Source organism: Jeotgalicoccus sp. WY2, from assembly GCF_018437745.1.
Taxonomy (GTDB): Bacteria; Bacillota; Bacilli; order Staphylococcales; family Salinicoccaceae; genus Jeotgalicoccus; species Jeotgalicoccus psychrophilus.
Genome location: NZ_CP049818.1, coordinates 278,081 through 296,947, shown reverse-complemented (window position 1 = coordinate 296,947; position 18,867 = coordinate 278,081). Strand labels below are relative to the sequence as shown.

Genomic DNA, 18,867 nt, shown 5'->3' with positions numbered 1-18,867 from the left:
ATTAAGACGAGCGTATATTAAGCCCGGCGATTTCCTTCAGCAGTGTTAATTATGCTCGCTCTCCACGTGGTTGTATTCCACGGTGAAGAAGATTAAATCACTGTTCAGTAAAAAACGGTTGGCGGATTCTTCATGACTGTCTGTATTGGAGTCCACCCCCGGCGTATCTTGAAAAACTGTATTGTGCTGATAGTCTGGTGCTTGAATGTCCATAGTGATGGCCTGGATATCCATATCTTGTGTGTTCAGCTTTTTTAATTCGTCGTAGTTTTCAAGTGCTGCATACTGATACTGATTAATAAATGCCTGGATGCCCGTGCCGTCACCAATTTGCACCGCGACGGTATTGCTTGTCGTCGGTACTGGTGATGGGAGAATGTCCTGATTAAGCAAGTAGTTAATCAGGCTTGATTTCCCGGCAGAGTAATGGCCGATAAAAGAAAATACCAGCTGTTCGTTATACGTCTTTTGAATCGCATGGTCAATTTGCGAGACGAGCGTATCGTTATCGGACTTCAAAATTTCTTTTTTAAGTTTATACAGCGTATTAAGCGTCTGTCTATTTTCCCCTTGTGCTGACAACTATTCTTTCACTCCCCAGTATTGGAAGAACGTCGTTTCAATATAGCCGTTAAACAGCTTTCTGCGTTTCGTTTGCTTTCTTGCCGACGATTTCTTCAAACTCTTTATTCGATGTCATTAATATACGTTCAGCGACGGGTTATCTTCCATCAGTTCACCGATTTTCCCGTACATGGACTCCACGGCTTTTGCTTCACCAATACGTTCCCCGTAAGGCGGGTTTGTGACGAGCTGTGCATTTTTATCGAGATCCTTAAGATCGTGCACATCGAGCGTGCTGAATTCAATATCCGCTTCCAGTCCGACTTCTTCCGCATTTTTAATTGCGATATTAATCATATTAGGTTCAATGTCTGTCGCGTAAATTTTAATTTCTTTGTCGTAGTCCGCTTCGTTTTCACATTGCGTGCGTACTTCTGTCCACAGCTCTTCAGGAATAATGTCCCACGACTCACTGTCGAATGTACGGTTGGAACCTGGTGCGATGTTACGTGCAATCATCGCTGCTTCCAGCGCAATTGTTCCTGAACCGACGAACGGGTCATACAGGGTCTTGTCCCCTGTGTAATTTGCAAGCTTCAGCATTGCAGCTGCGAGCGTTTCTTTAATTGGAGCATCACCCTGAGCGAGTCTGTAACCGCGTTTATGGAGTGCGTCACCGCTCGTGTCGACAGTTAGTATTGCTCTGTCTTTTAAAATGTTAATATCAATTTTATAGCGTGGGCCGTCTTCAGGCAGCTTCCCTGTCATCTTAAAAGCATCTTTTAAATGTTCAACGATGGCTTTTTTCGTAATCCGCTGCACGTCAGGCACACTGAACAGTGTCGACTTGTGGGAGCGTCCTGTAACGGGGAATTCAGCGTTTGGTCCGAGAATGTCTGATAATGGCAATGCTTTAACCGCTTCAAACAGTTCGTCGAACGTTGTGACGTTAAAATCGCCGAGGACAATTCTAATACGGTCCACTGTACGGAGTTTTAAGTTTGTTTCGACGATTGTGCGTTCATCGCCTTCGAAGTATACGCGGCCGTTTTCAAGTTCAGTTTCAAGGCCTAATGATTTAATTTCATCCGAGACACGTTCAAGTCCCATGGGTGTGTTGACAATAAATTTAAAGTTCATATTAAGAAGCTCCTAAAGTTTGATTTAATTACATTATAGTATGAAAATAAGCATAAAAAAAGCTCTCCTCAAATGTGGAGAGCTTTTTGTCTAGTCCGGTTTCTCTATAAGCCATGTTTTGTCCCGCTGTGCTGCTGGCGTGCACTAGTATACACTCGCACATTGGTGATAATCATCTGTCTATATTAAATGAATAATACTCTCCGTCAGTTGAATTCCTGTTGGAAAGTGCTCCTACCTAATTTGGATTGCTCACTCGAGGGGTTTACCGCGTTCCATCTTCATCATTTCTTTTGAAGCTCGTTTCTGTGGCACTTTTAAAGCTACTCTATTCATATGCTTAAGCATTTAGAATATTTCGCAGCCGTCAAGATATAAAATATCATTGCCCAGACTTATGGTTTCATCTGGCACGAACACTACGGCCATCTCAGGCCGTGTGAGCATGGACTTTCCTCTATGCAGGCATGCTGCATAGCGATTATCCGAGTTACCGTCTGTTTTATTTTAAAAGTTCTTAAAATACATTGTTAATATTGCTCTTTACTTGTTTGCTGTGCTGCCAAAAACCTGTTTTTCAAGACTCGAAAGACGCTTTAAAATATCAATCTGCTGATTTTGACCGCTGCCGCCCTGAGTGCGTGTATTTGTTGCCACTCTGATGCGGAGATCCTCAACTTCCTTTTTTAAACGTGCATTTTCTTCTTCAAGTTTTTTAATATTGTTGTTCATGTCTGCCATTTTTTGATAATCACTGATAACGTCGTCAAGAAAACTATCTACTTCTATCGGTTTAAACCTCTTAGTGATTTTTCGAATTCTTTCTCGAATATATCTTTTGCAGACAGCCTTAGCGTATAGTCACTCATACTTACACCTCTTAACTATCATATCTGTCATTAATGAAATCATTAATATCATCAAATTGTATTCTTTCAATATTATAATGACTTTCCGCACTTAATTCAAGCATAACCCTGTATATATATTTTAAATTTGTATCCGTCTCGCTGTCATAGACGAGGAGACCGTAATCAGAATGCGCGGTCACGAACTGATTAATCGCTTTAAACATACTCGGATCCCCGTACTCCCGTTCAAAGATAAACTGATGAAAGTCCGCGTGTTCCAATATATTATTTAAATTGATTTTATCGGATTCGTTATAGCGGTCGTCGAATTTATGAAACGGCTTTATGACACCGAGCTTAATATCGTAGTCTTCCTTTAAGTCGATAATCTCATTTGCCGCATACATTTCTATTCCCGTATAGCCCTGGATGATAAACCACTCGGCGCCCTCTTCAGCGAGATTGATAATCCGCTGACGGAGGAAATCACGGAGTACTTTTACTTCCGGCTGGGAATCTTTAAAGATGCCGAGCTCGTAGTGGCGGTAGCCTGTAATGAACACTCTCACAGCAAACCTTCCTTGCCGGCATGATGCACCCACATATTAATATATTTGAATTTTTCATGATACAGTTTTAAACTGAAGGGGATACGTGACAGCTCATTAAGAGTTTCCATCAGCTCGTCTCATGATTTCCCTGACCCGCTCCGTCAGCCGTTCATCGGTCTGTATTTGGAGCAGCTGGTCTGCGAGTACTTTATTCTGCTTAAGAAAAGGTTCTATTTCTGTAGCGAAATCGAACTCGTAACCGGCTCTTGCTTTATCGTAGCGGCTCGCGATTTCATCGAGCATTTCGCGGTAATCGCTGTATGATGCATTTCTTGACAAATTGGACACACCACCTATAATAATGAAATGTTAATCAAACTCTAATTAATATAATAATAAGTATATATAATAACAGTCTGGAGTGCGAGTTTAATGAAATACCCTCAGGGTGTCAAAAAAAATCAATCGAATGTAACTCTTGCGAATAAAGAAACGAACTATGGTCAGCGCGGCATGACTCTGGAAAAAGATCTCGATAAGACCAATCAATTTTATCTGGATACTAAGCGGGCAATTATACATAAGAAGCCCACGCCGGTGCAGATTGTCGATGTTGATTATCCGTCACGGAAAAAAGCTAAAATAACGGAAGCCTACTTTAAAGTTCCGTCGACCAGTGACTATAATGGTTTATATAAAGGGAAATACATTGATTTTGAAGCGAAAGAAACCCGCAACAAAACGCGCTTCCCTTTGATAAATATTCATGCACATCAGGTCGAGCACATGCGCGCCTGCCACAATCAGGGCGGCATTGTTTTTCTCATTGTTAAATTTACCGTTCACGATGAAGTCTACCTTTATCCGTTTGAACATTTCGCTAAACACTGGGATTTATTTATAGGCGACGGCAGAAAGTCCATAACCTATGCTGACATTAAGGATGAGAGTATTTTACTACCAATAAAATACAATCCGCGTTATGATTATTTAGCTGCAGTTGACGAATTTTATTTTGAATAGGGAGAATATATATGGAATCGAATTTTAAAAGGAGTAAACAGTCTGACAAGAAATCCGAACAGAAAAAGCAGTCGAAATCCAAATCATCGATTATTAAAAAAGTGTTTTTATACGGTGCACTGCTTGCACTGATTGGTCTTGTTATCGGTGCTGTGCTGTTTGCGTATTACGCATCACAGGCACCAGCTTTCAGCGATGAAAAGCTGAAGGACCCTGTTCCCGCTGAAATTTATGATCAGAATGACGAACTTGTCACCACCCTTTTCCAGGGACAAAAACGGGAATATGTGAGTATTGAAGATGTGCCGGAAGGCGTAACGGACGCAGTACTTGCAATTGAGGACGACCGCTTTTACGAACACGGAGCGATTGACTTTATCCGTCTCGGCGGTGCGGTCATCAGCAACATCACAGACGGATTCGCATCACAGGGTGCGAGTACTATTACCCAGCAGGTCGTAAAACGCGCCTTCCTGACAGAAGAGCAGACAATTGAGCGTAAAGCACAGGAAGCATATCTGTCATACCGTTTAGAGCAGGAGTATTCAAAAGATGACATTCTTGAAATGTATCTGAACAAGATTTACTACTCTGACGGCATCTACGGTATTCGTACAGCGAGCCTGTATTATTTCGATAAAGAACTTGCGGAGTTAAATATCGCAGAGAGCGCTTATCTTGCAGGGCTCTCCAATCTGCCGAACGTCTATAACTTATACGTCGACGCTGAAGCAGGACAGAACCGTACAGATACGGTATTATACCAGATGCTCAATCACGAGAGAATTACACAGGCTGAATACGATGAAGCAATCAATATCGATATTACAGATAACTTAGTCCCTCGCGATGAGGCAGAACGTGCATCGACAGAACAGGAAGATCCTGAATACGCTTCTTACATTAATTCCATTAAAGCGGATCTTCAGTCACACGATGAATTTAGAAACAAAGATATAAATGAAGTTTTATCGAGCGGAATTCAAATTTATACACATATGGATTCGAATGTTCAGTCATACCTTCAGAATATGACGAACAACCGCAATTACTACTACAACGATAAATTCCAGAGCGATGATTTCAATATCGCATCAACTATACTCGATACAGCGTCAGGCGGACTGGTTGCGATATCGGGCGGCCGTGATTACCAGGATGTTGTCGATCAGAACTTGGCACGGGTACAGCACAACGTCGGCTCTACAATGAAACCATTCTTATCATACGGACCGGCAATAGAAAACATGGAATGGGCGACAAATCACACAATTCAGGATGAACAGTCGTACAATCCACAAGACAGTCCGAACAATACAGTGTACAACTACGATAATCAGGGACACGGCAACGTGACCATGCGCGACGCATTAAGACAAAGCTTTAACGTTCCTGCGGTGAAGACATTTGAAGCGGTGAAAGAAGAAGCTGGTAATAATGCACCGGAAGAATTTGCCCGCGGAGTCGGACTCGACTACTCGACGAAAAATGAAGGCGAATATACAGTATCATTTAACGACGTGCTCGGCGGCGGCGAATCACGCTTCAGTCCGCTGCAGATGGCAGAGGCTTATGCGACACTCGGCAACAACGGAGAACACAACAAAGCACAGTCGATCCGCTACATCGTTACAGCAGAAGGCGATAAAATTGAATTCGAAAACGAATCAAACAAAGCGATGGAAGACTCTACAGCATTTATGCTGACAGATATGCTGAAAGACACATTCGCAAATCAGGGAAGCGCCGACTACATTCAGATGAACGGTCTGAATATCGCAGCGAAGACAGGAACGACATCCCTCGATACGAGCATCCTTGAAGAAAATGACTTGCCGAACAACAGTGCAAAAGACGCATGGATCGTCGGCTACACACCTGAATATACGATGAGTGTGTGGACAGGATTCGATAATGCAGCTGCAGGCTACTCAGAAGACAAAGTATTCGTCGGCACAGACGAACACATTACACCGCAATGGTTCTTCAGAGATATAATGCAGTACATCAGCACATTCAACGGTCAGGACTTTGAACAGCCGGACAGTGTTGAACAGATCAACGGCAATGAATTTAGAGTGGCCGGCGGCGGCGGTTTCTTTAACAACGGCGGCAGCAACAACAATAATAGTAATAATAACGGCAGAGTAATAATAGCAGCAATAACAGCAATGATAGCGGCGGCTCTACAAGCGGCACATGGAGCTGGGAATATACGAAGACGGTGAAATAGAAACCGAGGGTGACGTACCGGACAGCGAACTGCCGGACGGCGCTGAACTCGCTGAACCCGAAAGCGGCAGCGAAGACGAAGACCTGCACCGGAAGAAGACGAGCCGGCGGCTGATGAAGAACCGGCAGAACCAAGCGGCACTACAGAAGACGCAGAACAAGCTGAAGAAGAAGCGGCTGACGAAGAATAATATTATTGTTTAAATGAAACGGGGCTGGGACAAAAGCCCTGAAGAAATAAGAGAAACGGCTTGGAAATCTTGAGTTTAAGATTTCCAAGCCGTTTTTTGCTGGTTTGAGTATAGTCAGTACAGATTGCCGGACGAGTTCTTGAGGTTCACGGCTATTAAAGCGATGCCCATTCGTTACGAACCGGATTATTCCCCCGGACAGACATCCGAGTGAACCCCAAATTCGCCATCAAGTTTCCAAAAGTCGTTTCGACATCGATTTTGCGTTGCGCATAGCGTTGTCGACCTTCCGGGCTTGAAAGCGTCTGGTTCATCTGTGCTTTGAAATACTCCAGGTTCATATTTTTTTGAATACGTTCCGGTTGATCCGGTGCGGATGTTTTACACAGCGCCATCAACGGACAATCATGACAATCTTCGCACTCATATATTTTTAAACACCCGCTGATAACCATACTTGTCTGTTCGAGTCGTGTGACTTTTTAAAGGCAACCAGCGGCGGTTCGGACAGACATAGTAATCATCGATTTCGTTATATTCCCAATGATTTGGATGCATCTCATCCATTTTATAACGCTTCTTTTGTTCTTTATAATAAGTATTGTAGGGAATCAATGCCTGACGTTCATATTTATCGACCACATACTCATAGTTGGATTCACTGCCATACCCCGCATCCGCCACAATATATTCTGGTAAATGCTGAAATGTGTGCTGCATCGTATGGAGAAACGGGTCGAGTGTGCGTGTATCGGTTGAATCCCAATAAATATCATAGCCTAGAACAAACTGATTATTCGTCGCAATTTGTAAGTTATACCCGGATTTCAACTGACCGTTCTGCATATGATCATCTTTCATCCGCCCTGCAGTAAGGCTTCAATCTTACGGCCGGAGAATGCGGATTGGCTGTATGCACAGAGTAAAATTTTGAGCATCATTTTGGGGTGATATGACGATTGTAACGATGCACCTTGGGATTGCCTGAAGCCATTGAATACATCTTCAGGCATACTATCGGCCAACGTGTGAACGGCTTTCGATATATCATTGTCTGGAATCAGGATTTCAGTTTCAAGTGGCAGTGTGATTTGGTTCATGTTATAATTTTTGTACATAAGGTCCCTCTTTTCCTTTTTGGTTGTGGTAACTACATTGTATCTGAGGGTCTTATTTTTTTGAATTAATATCCTATTAAAAAATAAAAAAAACTGCCTCAGGAGCAATTGAGCTCCTGAGGCAGTTTTTCGTTTAGAGTCAGGACTTATGTCCCAGCCCCTTTTTTTGTATGTGGGGATGTTTATGTCCCTGCTGAGGAATTCATTAATGAAGAAATATTGGAATATAATATATATTATTAATTCTAGTGCTTCTTTTGAAAAGCTTGAGATAATTATAAACGCACCACTGTCAGCTTTGACACCAGCAAATGCTCCATAAATTAAATGGACTGCTTTTACTAATTCACACCTAATGCTTTATAAACTGCATCAATAGAATCTGAGTAAAAAATCGGTTGAATTTTAACTAATAAATCGGATGGGACTGTTTGTAAATCTTGAACGGAAGATGATGGCAATAAGACGCGTTTGGCACCTGCATCTACACAAACTTGCAAAATATTCGCAAATTCTGGCACTTTAGATATAGTTCCGCCCATCGTCATATTTCCTATCACTACTAAACTTTCCTGAATTGGCCTATCCAAAGCAGCTGAGCTTAAACCAATTAATTCTGCTACAGCTAATTCTTCCGTTAAACCAATCCCTTGCATATCTTCAATATGCATCAAGTAATCCTTTGTTTTGACACTGATAGAACTACTAATACTTTTAATATTGGCAGTAAAATACCGAAAAGCCGTATCTAAACTCTCTCTAGCTCGATCACTTCCTACGCCAGATTTTTCATGCTTCCCTGTACCGCTCACAACTTGATTCTCAAGCTTATAGATTCCAATCATGCTAGAGCTCCCTCTTCCCGCTACGTAGACATGACCAGGTTTATTCATACCTTCTGGAATCAATTTGCCGCCACCTTGTTCAGGGACAGAAATATAATGCTCTTCTGTAGTTTCCTTATCGATATAAGAGAACATGACATCATAGAATTCCATGCCCCCAATCTTTTTCAATTGCTCTTTGACTCTTCGGCGACCTTCTAAAGCGTACTCCAGAACTTCTTCTACTTCTTCCTTCGTAAATTTACCATGAGGATAAATTAATTTTAATAAGCCGGACACGGTTTTTCGGACACCAATCGTATCTCGTTGATTTAAATTATTTCCTATAAATAAGTCAAAAAAATTCTGGAAAAAGTCATCCGCTGCGCCAGCATTTGACTTTTTCCAGAATTTTTAACGAAAACTACATGTGATTTAATTAACAATAAACAAGTAACAGTGATTTTCAGTATTATGCAACACTAGTGGAATATCACATATTTTTGCATTTCAATAAAAAGCAAATATAACTTTGAAAATCATTCTTGTTGATCAATTCATTGTTTATTTAGATGTTAATAATCGAAGTCCATTTAGTATAACGACTAAAGTACTTCCTTCATGAATTATTACACTAATTGTAATATCAGTTAATCCTAACAAACTAACTACTACTAAAAAGGCAACAACTGCCATTGAAAAAATAATATTTTGCCATATAACACGACTCATTTTTGAAGAAATTTTATGAGATTGCACTAATTTAGATAAATTGTTCTGCATTAACACCAAATCAGATACTTCTACTGCCACATCAGTACCGTCTCCCATGGCTATACCAACATCTGCATTAACAAGGGCTGGTGCATCATTCACACCATCTCCAACCATAGCGATAACCCCATATTTTTCTTTTTGTTCATCAATAATTCTAGACTTATCTTCAGGCATTACATTAGCGATAACTTCGTCTATTCCTAATTGTTCACCCACAGCTTTTCCTGTCATTTCCGAATCACCAGTAATTAAGGTAGTGTGGATACCAAGCTTCTTAAAGTAATCAATTGTTGTTCTTGCATGCTCATTCGGAATATCCATTAGAGCTATAAGACCAATAACTTCTTCATTTTCTGCTACGTATACAACTGTCTTTCCTTCTGTAGCCCATTCATTATTTAAACGGATATACTCCTTAGAAACATCATGAAAAGAAGTTGGTTTACCTATACGATAATTATTTTGATTATAAACTCCTGTCAGACCTTTCCCTATCTGATTGGTAACTTCAATATCTATTTTTTTTTTGCTTCAAATTTTTCTAAAATAGCATTTGCTAGTGGGTGATTAGATTCTTTTTCAAGAGCCACTATAATATCAATAACTTTCTTCATTCACAGAATCAGCAAAATAATAATTTGTTACTTCAGGTTTTCCTTTAGTAAGGGTACCTGTTTTATCGAAGGCAATTGCACCTAAATCCGCTATTGTGATAGGTAAGTACTTCCTTTTGAAAGCACTCCTTTTTTAGCTAGGTTAGAAGTTGTTGACAATGTCACTGATACGGTAGCTGCTGCTAGAGCACATGGTGAAGCTGCGACTAAAAGCACTAATCCTCTATAAATACATCCGACCATGTCCAATTAAATAGAAATGGAGTAAGTACCATTACTAATGGTATTACGATTAAAACTAAATTAACATATTTAGGCTCGAACTTTTGTATAATACTAGCAGCTTTTGTTTGATTATCTTGGTTTTGATTAACTAGTTGTAAAATTTTTGAGAAGACAGTATCTTTGTTTTCTTTAGTGACCTCCATCGTAAAAGTACCTGTTCCATTAATCGTACTCCCAAAACTCCGTCTCCTTTAGACTTCTCTTTCGGTATACTTCACCATTAATAGAAGATTCATCAATGGAGGTAGTACCAGATAAAATAATTCCATCAATTGGTACTTGGTCACCGTTTAGTACTTGGAGTTGATCTCCAACTTTTAATTCATTAACATCAACGATTTTTGTATTTCCATCAGGAAGAATTAATCTAGCTGTCGTCGGATTCATTTCGAGCAACTTAGTAACTTCTCTTTTACTTCTTCCTTCAGCGTAATCTTCAAGAAAATGGGCACCGGAAAAAATGAGAATCAATAGTGTTCCTTCCCAAAAATTACCGATTAGAGAGGCTCCAATTGCAGCTAATCCCATTAGAATATGGGAATTAGGCGTAAATTTCTTTTTTATTTTAGTATTTGCAATAGTCTCTCCAATTCCTTCGAGTATAATTACATGATAACCAGATGTGATTGTAGCAATCGAAAATAGAATGTTTTGTAATATTAAATTTTCATCATTTAAAAATAACGCAATTATAGCTAACCCTAAGCCAACGAAATATGAAATAATTGGCATTTTTCCATGATCATGATCGTGGCTATGGTTTCCGTGGGATTGATGCTCGTGAATATCTTCCATCTTGATCACCTTCCTAAAAATATGATAAAACGAGTTCCAATAAACCCGCTATTTGTTTTGCACGAACTAAGATGTTAAATTGATCACGTTCAAATTTTTGCAACCAATAATACATCTGAGCTTTTAGACCATGTTCACTAGTCCACGCTAAACTCATTACACTATCTTTCCAGGATCTTGTTAAAATTACATGCAACATACATTTGTATATGCTCATATAACAATATTGATCGCGCATTTTACTATTACCTATTATTTATTATCAAGTACTAATTATGACAAGCGTGCTCTATAGTTTGTCTTAGCGTATTCATTACATGATCATCATCATGAGAGTAATATAACGTTGTACCATCCCTACGATATTTCACTAAGCGTAAATTTTTCAGAAACCGTAACTGATGTGAAACAGTCGATTGTTTAAGATGTAAGGTATCGGCAATTCCATTCACAGAGAGTTCTTTATGAAACAATAGATTAAGAATCCTTATTCTTGTTGGATCACCTAATGCTTTAAATGTTTGTGATACGATAAATAGTGTTTCTTCATCTAAGTCCCTCCCCTTATTTTCATCATCCATTATAATTTCTCCTTTTTATTCAATATTACTTTCGTTTGTAAAATCCTAAGGCAAGTAGTTTAAAATATATTTTACTATTATTTAAATCACATATATGAATATATGCTCATATATATTATACGCAGATTATTAGGTGTTGTCAATTATAAATAAATTTGAATTTACCCAAAATTTTATGATTTTCTGAACGGTGCCAAAAGCCCGAGGTATACACATGTGGAAAACATGGTATCCTCGGGTTTTTGAGCAGTCCGCAGCTTAAATCTGTGGACATAATAAGTTCCTCCCTATTCTTTTTATTTAGTATACACCTTATCTTTTATGTCCAGCAAAGTATGGTATGTCAACAGAATATTAGACAGGTTTTATAGAAGTTTTCTTTATACTCCTTTGGTGTGAGATAATCCAATGCACCATGAGGTCTGATTGTGTTATACCAGTTTACATAGTCGAATAGTTCGATGCTTAACTGTTTTAATGACATAAAAACATATTGTTTAATAAACTCAGTTTTCATCGCTTTGAAGGTAGTTTCAGCCACAGCGTTGTCATAAGGACACCCTTTCATGCTGAGTGATCTTTCAATATCAAAGCCATCTAAAACTTCATCAATCAGCTGGTTATCGAATTCTTTTCCTCTGTCTGTGTGAAACATCTGCACATCTCTTAAATCATGCTTAATGGTGCTGATTGCCGACGAGACCAACGCAGCATTTTTTCTTGAACCTGCACTGTACCCAACAATTTCTCTATTAAAGAGATTAATAAATACACATATGTAATGCCATTTTCCTGCCACTTTTACATAGGTTAAATCGCTGACAATGACTTCCATCGGCTGTGCTCTATTAAAATTTCTGTCTAGACCATTCGTGATCAGACGCTCATTCGATTTCGATGGATAGGGCTTGTAGCTTGCGACAGTGTAGGTTGATACTAGGTTGTTCTGTTTCATGGTCCGACCAATACGTCTTCTCGAAACTATCAAATCTTGTTTATGTAACACTTTTTTATTCTTCGGGTGCCAAAACATTTTCGATTAGAATGAAATACCTGAATAATCGTTTCATTAATATCGTTGTCTCGCTCATACTGCGTATTAGTTTTATGTTTATTAATTTCAAAATAATAGGTGCTCCTAGAGATTTGAAGGACTTTGCACATTGCTGACACTGAATATTTGTGTGCATTCTTACGAATGACTTCTATTTTCGTCCCATGATCAGCGCTGCTTGCTTTAGAATATCGTTTTCCATTTTTAACTGTTGATTGTCCTTGCGAAGTCTTCTGATTTCACGCTCTTCTTCAGATAAATTATCGATATGATTAAATGAGCCTGTGTTCTGATGATTTTTAACCCATTTCTAAAGCTGAAGCTGTGAGATCATACTCCCGTACAATTTCAGCTTTTGACTTACCATTTTCAAATAGTCGAACCATTTGTAGTTTAAATTCAGGGGTAAATGTTCTTCTCGTTCTTGTCATAATAAAATCGCCTACTTTCATTGATTTAACAGTAACCTCCCTCATGGGAGTTGTCCAATCAAGTGTAGACGATTCACATACGTATTTTTGTCCAATTAAATTCTTAAAGCTCTCGCTCTTACTAATATTTACTCCAAACCACTCAAACAAAAACCGCACCTCCTCACAGGAAATGCGGCTCCAATCATTAAATTTTAACCAATCCTTTTTTCAAACGTTTCTGTCCTTCCCGGCATTCTGCCAGTAAAGGACATTCGTGACATTTAGGATTGCGGGCCAGACAGTGATAACGTCCGAAAAATATTAACTGATGGTGTGTTTTGCTCCAGCGTTCAGCAGGGATTTTACGCATCAGTGTTTCTTCAACCTGCAGCGGCGAGTCTTTATAACGCGCAATACCGAGCCGCTTTGAAATTCTTTCAACATGCGTGTCGACAGCAATCCTCGGCGTATCGAACGCTACAGACAGCACGACGTTTGCAGTCTTCCGCCCGACTCCCGCCAGCGATACTAAATCATCATAATTCCCAGGGATTTCTCCATTGTATTTATCGATTAAATCCCGGCAGAGCTTCTGAATATTTTAGCTTTTGTACGGTATAAACCGATTGTTTTAATGTGCTGTTCTATTTCAACGACACTCTACTTCCAGATAGTCTTCCGGCGTTTTAAAGCGCTTAAACAAACCTTCAGTTACTCTGTTTACCCCGACGTCTGTCGTCTGTGCACTTAAGAGCACGGCAATTGTCAGTTCAAATGCGTTGGTATAGTTTAATTCTGCTTCTGCGTCCGGAAACATCTCCGCGATGACGTCGATAAATTCCATCGTTTTTTTCTTACTTGTTGTCAAGTCGGCTACCTCCATCGAGCCATGATATAACAGGCAGTCCTGTTCCTTTCACCGGCTCGCTTTTTGACGTGCTGCTCAAAATACGTTCGACGTACTGCAGCGACGTAATATTACTTTTATATGCAATGTCGACAGCATCCTGAATCGTTTCCGGCTGGTAGTTTGAATCGTTCATCCAGCTGTTCAGGCGTTCGTATTCGTTCGGGCTGATTGCCCGTCCGTACAGCTGTTCGATGTATTCAAACAGTTCGCGTAATGTCGTATCGTCTTTGACCGGTGCTTTTTCTTCCAGCATGATAAAATCCTCGAGCTTAGAATAAAGCGGCTCAAAGTTGTAAGTTTCTGTATATTTACCATCAATCTGATGTGTATCTAACTCCAGCAGCTGTTCTTTTATCAGCGACTGAATAATATGCGTAAGTTCAGTCTCATTTAATGTCGTCCCGCTTAACAGTTCGCTGAAATCAAGCGGTGTATTATACGTGCGGTGACGTTCCAGCAGCTTGATCAATATAATAACGCCTCTTTCATCGAGGCCAATTTTAGCGTAGTTATCCAGCAGTATTTTACTAACTGGAATTGTAATATATTTCAAATAATCGTTAACCATATATTTTCCCTCCAATAACAGAATGGAGACATTAGGGAACCTAATATCTCCATTGATTTTATGGGTATAAACGATTTAATAATCTTGGGAACGGTGCTGTTTCTCTCACGTGCTGCACACCTGAGAACCAGGCAACTGCACGTTCCAGACCAAGTCCGAATCCTGAATGCGGAACCGTACCGTATTTGCGCAAGTCTAAGTACCATTCGTAAGTCAGCGTTAAGTCCTGATTCCACAATACGCTCTTTAAGCTCATCGTAGTCAGAAATACGCTCACTGCCCCCGATAATCTCACCGTAGCCTTCAGGTGCGATTAAATCTGCACACAATACTGTACGCGGATCTTCCGGGTTCGTGCTCATGTAGAATGATTTAATTGCTTTTGGATAGTTAACGATAAATACCGGCTGATCAAAACTGTTTGCAATTTCAGTTTCATGCGGTGAACCGAAGTCATCGCCCCACTCGATATCATCGAATCCTTTTTTATGCAGCAGTTCGATTGCGTCTGTGTATGAAATACGCGGGAACGGCGCTTTAATTTTTTCTAAAGCTGTCGTGTCGCGGCCCAGTGCTTCTAAATCCAGTTTACAGTTTTCAAGAACATTTTCAGCTAAGTACTGAACGTACTGTTCCTGCACTACTAAGCTGTCTTCGTGATTATAAAATGCCATTTCAGGCTCATCATCCAGAATTCGATTAAGTGACGGCGTGTTTTAGACTTTTCTGCACGGAATGTCGGTCCGAAGGTAAATACTTTACCATGTGCCATCGCAGCTGCTTCAGCGTAAAGCTGACCGCTGATAAATAGGCATCTTCATCGAAATATTTAGTATGGAATAATTCCGTTGTACCTTCAGGAGAACTGCTCGTTAAAATCGGCGAGTCAATTTTCTTAAAGCCATTGTCGAAATAAAAGTCATACGTGCTTTTAATAATCTGGTTTCTAATGTTCATTACAGCATGCTGCTTTCTTGAACGTAACCATAAGTGTCTGTTGTCGAGTAAAAAGGCAGGACCGTGTTCTTTCGGTGTAATCGGATAGCCTTCAGCACTCTGAATAATTTCAATGCCTGAAACTTCCATTTCGTAGCCGAATGACGCTCGTCCTTCTTTGATCATTCCAGTAACGTACATTGACGTTTCCTGGTTTAAGCCTTTAGCGGTATCGAATAATGCTTCATCGTTAGCTTTTACAACGACGCCCTGCATAAAGCCGGTACCGTCACGGAGCTGCAGAAACTGAAGTTTCCCGCTGCCGCGTTTTTGTAAAAGCCAGCCGCCGATTGTGACTTCCTGTCCTGCATATTGTGGAGCCTGGTTAATAGTGATTTTCATATCTTCATACATCCTTAGCTTTGAGTTTTTTCTACAATAAAGTTTCTAATACGTGAAATTGCTTCATAAATGTTTCTTCATCAAGCGAGTAGCTGATTCTTGCATATTCGGGTGTGCCGAAGCCCGATCCCGGAACAAATGCAACATTTTTTCACGGAGAACTTCTTTGACGAAGTCATCCACGGTTTTGTAACCGCATGCTTCGGCGCATTTTTGCATATGTGGGAAACAGATAAATGCACCTTCCGGTTTAATGCAGGTAAAGTGAGGAAAGTTTGAATTTGTGCATACGCGTTGTCGCGTCGGCGCTCAAAAATTGCTCTGTATGCTTCCGATTTTCCGGATTCATATTGTATGCCGCAATCGCGCCGTATTGTGCGGCTCTGCCAACACTAGTAGTACTGCGATGTCAGTGATGAGAGTGCGGAGATTAACCCGGCATCACCGCAAGCGTAACCGACTCTCCAGCCTGTCATTGAGTGAGACTTGCTGACGCCGTTAACGATAACCGTCTGAGCTTTTTTATCATTTAACGACGCGATGGATACCTGAGGCTCACCATATGTAAGCACTTCGTAAATTTCATCGACAACGATAATAATATCTGTTTCTGCAAGCACATCGGCAAGCGCCTGAAGTTCATCTCTCGAATAAACGGAGCCTGTCGGGTTATTCGGAGTATTTAACACAAGCATTTTAGTTTTTTCGGTAATGTGCGTTTTAAGAGTTTAGGTGTTAATTTAAAATGAGTTTCTCTGTCGTCGCAGCAGTTACGGTTCACCGCCGACCATTTTAATCTGTTCTGTATAGCTGACCCAGTACGGAGAAGGCACGATAACCTCATCGCCCTGATCCAGTGTTGCCAGGAATATTGTACAGCACCTGTTTTGCGCCGTTGCCGACGTAAACTTCAGTCGGTTCATAAGTCAGATTATTGTCGCGCTGCATTTTTTTAGCGATTGCTTCTCTTAATTCAGGAACTCCGGCAGACGCTGTATTTAGTATGTCCCGCTTTTGCAGCTTCGTATACAGCCTCGATAATTTCATCAGGAGTATTAAAATCAGGTTCTCCTGCTGACAGGCTGATAACATCTACGCCTTCAGCTTTTAATTGTCTTGCAGTATTAGTGATTTCTATCGTTTGGCTGGGTGTATCGACTTTACCTTTTTTGATAATTCCATGCTGCAGTCTCCTAACAATTATGTTTTCCTTATTATAGACCAAAAAGCAGTGCTTTAAAAGTTTCTCTGTCATGAATGACATTTTCTTCGGGGAAATATTTTAAAAATGCATTTTTATACGGTTTAGTCATAATCCTGTCGTCGAATAAGAGAACGACACCTTTATCTTCACTGCTGCGTTTGACTCTCCCGATAATCTGTCTGAAATGAATGACGGCTTCAGGCAGATCCGTCGTATAAAAATCTCTGAAACTGTCACCTTTTGGTACCGGAAACGGCAGTTTTGTCAGCATCAGCGTTTTATCTTTATCGCTGACGAGGTTAATACCTTCGGTAAAGGTATACGTACCGAGCAGAAGACACTGACTCAGCTGATTGTACTGGTTGAGCAGTTTTTCATTGTTCGAGTTATGAGACTGCCGGAGCACCGGAATCTGTTCGAACAATTCGATGTCTTCGGTGAAAAACTTTATCGAGCAGTTCATAATTTGAAAATATAACGACGAGTTTCGAGTTCGTCTCACTTAAATACAGTGCAATATAATCGAGAATATCAACGATAATTGTCATCTTTAGGATCATAGCTGCTGATGTCGTTCGGGATAAAGAGTTTGATATCGCTGTACATTTCAGTGTTATTCATTACTGTCGTCTTAAAGTCATAGTCGCCGAACCAGTATTTTAAATGCTTAAAGCTGTCGTGCACTTCAAGCGTTCCGGACAGGAGAATCTGACACGGAATAGATCTGAGCGCGTCGGCCAGTGTGTCGAGTACATCTGTCCGTATTATCACTTCAGTTTTCTGGAAGTTTTTGCTGCTCTTATGATAATCATCATATCGGAGCGCATAAAGCAGATTTTTAAGCGATGCATCAAAATAGTGCATGTGATTATACAGCGCCTGGTAATTATCAGTGCCGCGTATCGTGCTTAAAAACATATCCGTGTATTTAACGAGACTGTCCAGAGTTTCTATAGACTCATCGAGCTTTTTACGGGAGACCTGCTGGAACAGAATATCAATATTTTTATTTAAATTAATAACAATATCTTCAAGCAGATAAAGGGACACTGCGCTGTTTGTTTTACTGTACTGGCTAAGAAGCCTGTCCTGATTAATCAGCCCAACCTGACCGATAAAGAACTTCAGTTCCGGATAATTGAACGTTCTGCGCTCTTTCATATCGAGCGCCTGCTTCAGCTGATGTGCTTCATCGATAATTAAAGCCTGAATGCCCTCAAGACTATTGAGGCAGTCATTTAAAAAGTAATGATTGGTCACGATAATCGGCACTTTTTTAGCGTTTGATAAGGCACGCTTAAAGTAAAAGTGGTGTTTCTTATCCCCTGCCTGAATCAGCATCGTTTCGTAATACGATTTCTCCGGCCCGCGCAGATTAACTTCAGACAGATCACCCGTTTCAGTTTCAATCAGCCAGATAAGCATGCGCATTTTAAGGAAACATATTTCCGGATTCGTATCATCCAGCCCGAGCAGCGCAGTAAATGCGTTTAAATCAACATAATTCAGTCTGCCTTTTAACAGAGCAAATGGTGTTTCGTACGACACGACTTTTCTGAGACGCATCAGCGATTCCTCAATCAGCTGATTCTGGAGAATTTTACGCGATGTCGATACGACGACCTGACCGTCATATGCTGAATAGTAGCTCAGTGCGGCAATTAAAAATGCATCGCTTTTCCCAAGTCCGGTATACGCTTCAATCGCATGGTAATTTTCTTCGACAAGTGAATCGTATTTAATAAAGCAAGCTGGTACTGATCCTCGCGGTAGTCGTTACCCGAATATTTAAATATTTATGATAAAGGTCATGGACACTGACAGAGTCAATATT

At 40.3% G+C, this 18,867-nt stretch carries 14 protein-coding genes, 1 other RNA gene and 9 pseudogenes; 3 read left to right on the top strand and 21 right to left on the bottom strand.

The features are described 5' to 3' along the window. Positions 1 to 45: 45 nt before the first annotated feature. From G4D76_RS01695 to G4D76_RS01670, 6 genes and pseudogenes are all read right to left on the bottom strand, one after another. Positions 46 to 582 carry a dynamin family protein gene (locus G4D76_RS01695; RefSeq protein ID WP_213810357.1) on the bottom strand — a complete coding sequence of 179 codons (537 nt, stop codon included), beginning with the start codon at positions 580 to 582 and terminating at the stop codon, positions 46 to 48. Continuing rightward, positions 583 to 1,704: pseudogene (locus G4D76_RS01690) on the bottom strand (class I SAM-dependent RNA methyltransferase). Between the two features lie 102 nt (positions 1,705 to 1,806). Beyond that, an RNA gene (gene rnpB / locus G4D76_RS01685) (RNase P RNA component class B) lies at positions 1,807 to 2,197 on the bottom strand. 50 nt (positions 2,198 to 2,247) lie between these two features. After that, positions 2,248 to 2,573: pseudogene (gpsB, locus tag G4D76_RS01680) on the bottom strand (cell division regulator GpsB). 11 nt (positions 2,574 to 2,584) lie between these two features. Next, a complete protein-coding gene (locus tag G4D76_RS01675; protein WP_213810356.1) occupies positions 2,585 to 3,124 on the bottom strand; it encodes an SLOG family protein in 540 nt (179 codons plus the stop codon). Positions 3,125 to 3,220: 96 nt separating this feature from the next. Continuing rightward, positions 3,221 to 3,445, bottom strand: a complete 225-nt coding sequence (locus tag G4D76_RS01670; RefSeq protein WP_213810355.1) for a hypothetical protein — start codon at positions 3,443 to 3,445, stop codon at positions 3,221 to 3,223. 93 nt (positions 3,446 to 3,538) lie between these two features. Between G4D76_RS01670 and recU the strand changes: the two genes are divergently transcribed. From recU to G4D76_RS01655, 3 genes and pseudogenes are all read left to right on the top strand, one after another. After that, positions 3,539 to 4,129, top strand: a complete 591-nt coding sequence (recU, locus tag G4D76_RS01665; RefSeq protein ID WP_026858052.1) for a Holliday junction resolvase RecU — start codon at positions 3,539 to 3,541, stop codon at positions 4,127 to 4,129. 11 nt (positions 4,130 to 4,140) lie between these two features. Continuing rightward, positions 4,141 to 6,362, top strand: a pseudogene (locus tag G4D76_RS01660) (transglycosylase domain-containing protein). Further along, entirely contained in the window at positions 6,329 to 6,565 is a 237-nt protein-coding gene (locus G4D76_RS01655; RefSeq protein ID WP_213810354.1) for a hypothetical protein, read from the top strand. Before G4D76_RS01660 ends, G4D76_RS01655 begins: the two are co-directional and overlap by 34 nt. 142 nt (positions 6,566 to 6,707) lie before the next feature. Here G4D76_RS01655 and G4D76_RS01650 read toward each other — a convergent pair whose 3' ends face one another. From G4D76_RS01650 to G4D76_RS14210, 15 genes and pseudogenes are all read right to left on the bottom strand, one after another. After that, positions 6,708 to 6,947 carry a transposase gene (locus G4D76_RS01650; RefSeq protein ID WP_213810353.1) on the bottom strand — a complete coding sequence of 80 codons (240 nt, stop codon included), beginning with the start codon at positions 6,945 to 6,947 and terminating at the stop codon, positions 6,708 to 6,710. Between the two features lie 28 nt (positions 6,948 to 6,975). Beyond that, positions 6,976 to 7,413, bottom strand: coding sequence for a transposase (locus G4D76_RS01645; protein ID WP_213810352.1), 438 nt, complete (start codon positions 7,411 to 7,413; stop codon positions 6,976 to 6,978). Beyond that, positions 7,410 to 7,670 carry a transposase gene (locus G4D76_RS01640; protein ID WP_213810351.1) on the bottom strand — a complete coding sequence of 87 codons (261 nt, stop codon included), beginning with the start codon at positions 7,668 to 7,670 and terminating at the stop codon, positions 7,410 to 7,412. Before G4D76_RS01640 ends, G4D76_RS01645 begins: the two co-directional genes overlap by 4 nt. 341 nt (positions 7,671 to 8,011) lie before the next feature. Then, positions 8,012 to 8,899, bottom strand: a pseudogene (locus tag G4D76_RS01635) (BREX system Lon protease-like protein BrxL); the annotation flags it as partial. Between the two features lie 159 nt (positions 8,900 to 9,058). Further along, a pseudogene (locus G4D76_RS01630) lies at positions 9,059 to 10,965 on the bottom strand (heavy metal translocating P-type ATPase). Positions 10,966 to 11,234: 269 nt separating this feature from the next. Beyond that, entirely contained in the window at positions 11,235 to 11,546 is a 312-nt protein-coding gene (locus G4D76_RS01625) for an ArsR/SmtB family transcription factor (protein WP_213810350.1), read from the bottom strand. A gap of 343 nt (positions 11,547 to 11,889) precedes the next feature. Beyond that, positions 11,890 to 13,031, bottom strand: a pseudogene (locus G4D76_RS01620) (IS3 family transposase). Positions 13,032 to 13,218: 187 nt separating this feature from the next. Then, a pseudogene (nth, locus tag G4D76_RS01615) lies at positions 13,219 to 13,896 on the bottom strand (endonuclease III). Further along, positions 13,868 to 14,491 (bottom strand): DnaD domain-containing protein, encoded by a 624-nt coding sequence (locus tag G4D76_RS01610; protein ID WP_026858054.1) that lies wholly within the window; start codon positions 14,489 to 14,491, stop codon positions 13,868 to 13,870. Before G4D76_RS01610 ends, nth begins: the two are co-directional and overlap by 29 nt. A 58-nt stretch (positions 14,492 to 14,549) precedes the next feature. Next, positions 14,550 to 15,829, bottom strand: a pseudogene (asnS, locus tag G4D76_RS01605) (asparagine--tRNA ligase). Positions 15,830 to 16,221: 392 nt separating this feature from the next. Continuing rightward, positions 16,222 to 16,777, bottom strand: a pseudogene (locus tag G4D76_RS16490) (aminotransferase class I/II-fold pyridoxal phosphate-dependent enzyme). 25 nt (positions 16,778 to 16,802) lie between these two features. Beyond that, a complete protein-coding gene (locus G4D76_RS16485) occupies positions 16,803 to 17,054 on the bottom strand; it encodes a hypothetical protein (protein WP_371814536.1) in 252 nt (83 codons plus the stop codon). Then, positions 17,044 to 17,457, bottom strand: coding sequence for a helicase C-terminal domain-containing protein (locus G4D76_RS14220; protein WP_250130101.1), 414 nt, complete (start codon positions 17,455 to 17,457; stop codon positions 17,044 to 17,046). Before G4D76_RS14220 ends, G4D76_RS16485 begins: the two co-directional genes overlap by 11 nt. Continuing rightward, entirely contained in the window at positions 17,420 to 17,581 is a 162-nt protein-coding gene (locus G4D76_RS14215; protein WP_250130100.1) for a hypothetical protein, read from the bottom strand. Before G4D76_RS14215 ends, G4D76_RS14220 begins: the two co-directional genes overlap by 38 nt. After that, positions 17,565 to 18,599, bottom strand: coding sequence for a hypothetical protein (locus G4D76_RS14210; RefSeq protein WP_250130099.1), 1,035 nt, complete (start codon positions 18,597 to 18,599; stop codon positions 17,565 to 17,567). The genes G4D76_RS14215 and G4D76_RS14210 overlap by 17 nt, the downstream gene beginning before the upstream one ends. Between the last annotated feature and the right edge of the window lie 268 nt (positions 18,600 to 18,867).

Coding starts and splice junctions, on each gene's coding strand:
- G4D76_RS01655 (WP_213810354.1), top strand. CDS start 6,329: ATGGAGCTGGGAATATACGAAGACGGTGAAATAGAAACCGAGGGTGAC.
- G4D76_RS01640 (WP_213810351.1), bottom strand. CDS start 7,670: ATGTACAAAAATTATAACATGAACCAAATCACACTGCCACTTGAAACT.
- G4D76_RS14215 (WP_250130100.1), bottom strand. CDS start 17,581: ATGACAATTATCGTTGATATTCTCGATTATATTGCACTGTATTTAAGT.
- G4D76_RS01650 (WP_213810353.1), bottom strand. CDS start 6,947: ATGGCGCTGTGTAAAACATCCGCACCGGATCAACCGGAACGTATTCAA.
- recU (WP_026858052.1), top strand. CDS start 3,539: ATGAAATACCCTCAGGGTGTCAAAAAAAATCAATCGAATGTAACTCTT.
- G4D76_RS01625 (WP_213810350.1), bottom strand. CDS start 11,546: ATGGATGATGAAAATAAGGGGAGGGACTTAGATGAAGAAACACTATTT.
- G4D76_RS14210 (WP_250130099.1), bottom strand. CDS start 18,599: ATGCGTCTCAGAAAAGTCGTGTCGTACGAAACACCATTTGCTCTGTTA.
- G4D76_RS01645 (WP_213810352.1), bottom strand. CDS start 7,413: ATGAAAGATGATCATATGCAGAACGGTCAGTTGAAATCCGGGTATAAC.
- G4D76_RS01610 (WP_026858054.1), bottom strand. CDS start 14,491: ATGGTTAACGATTATTTGAAATATATTACAATTCCAGTTAGTAAAATA.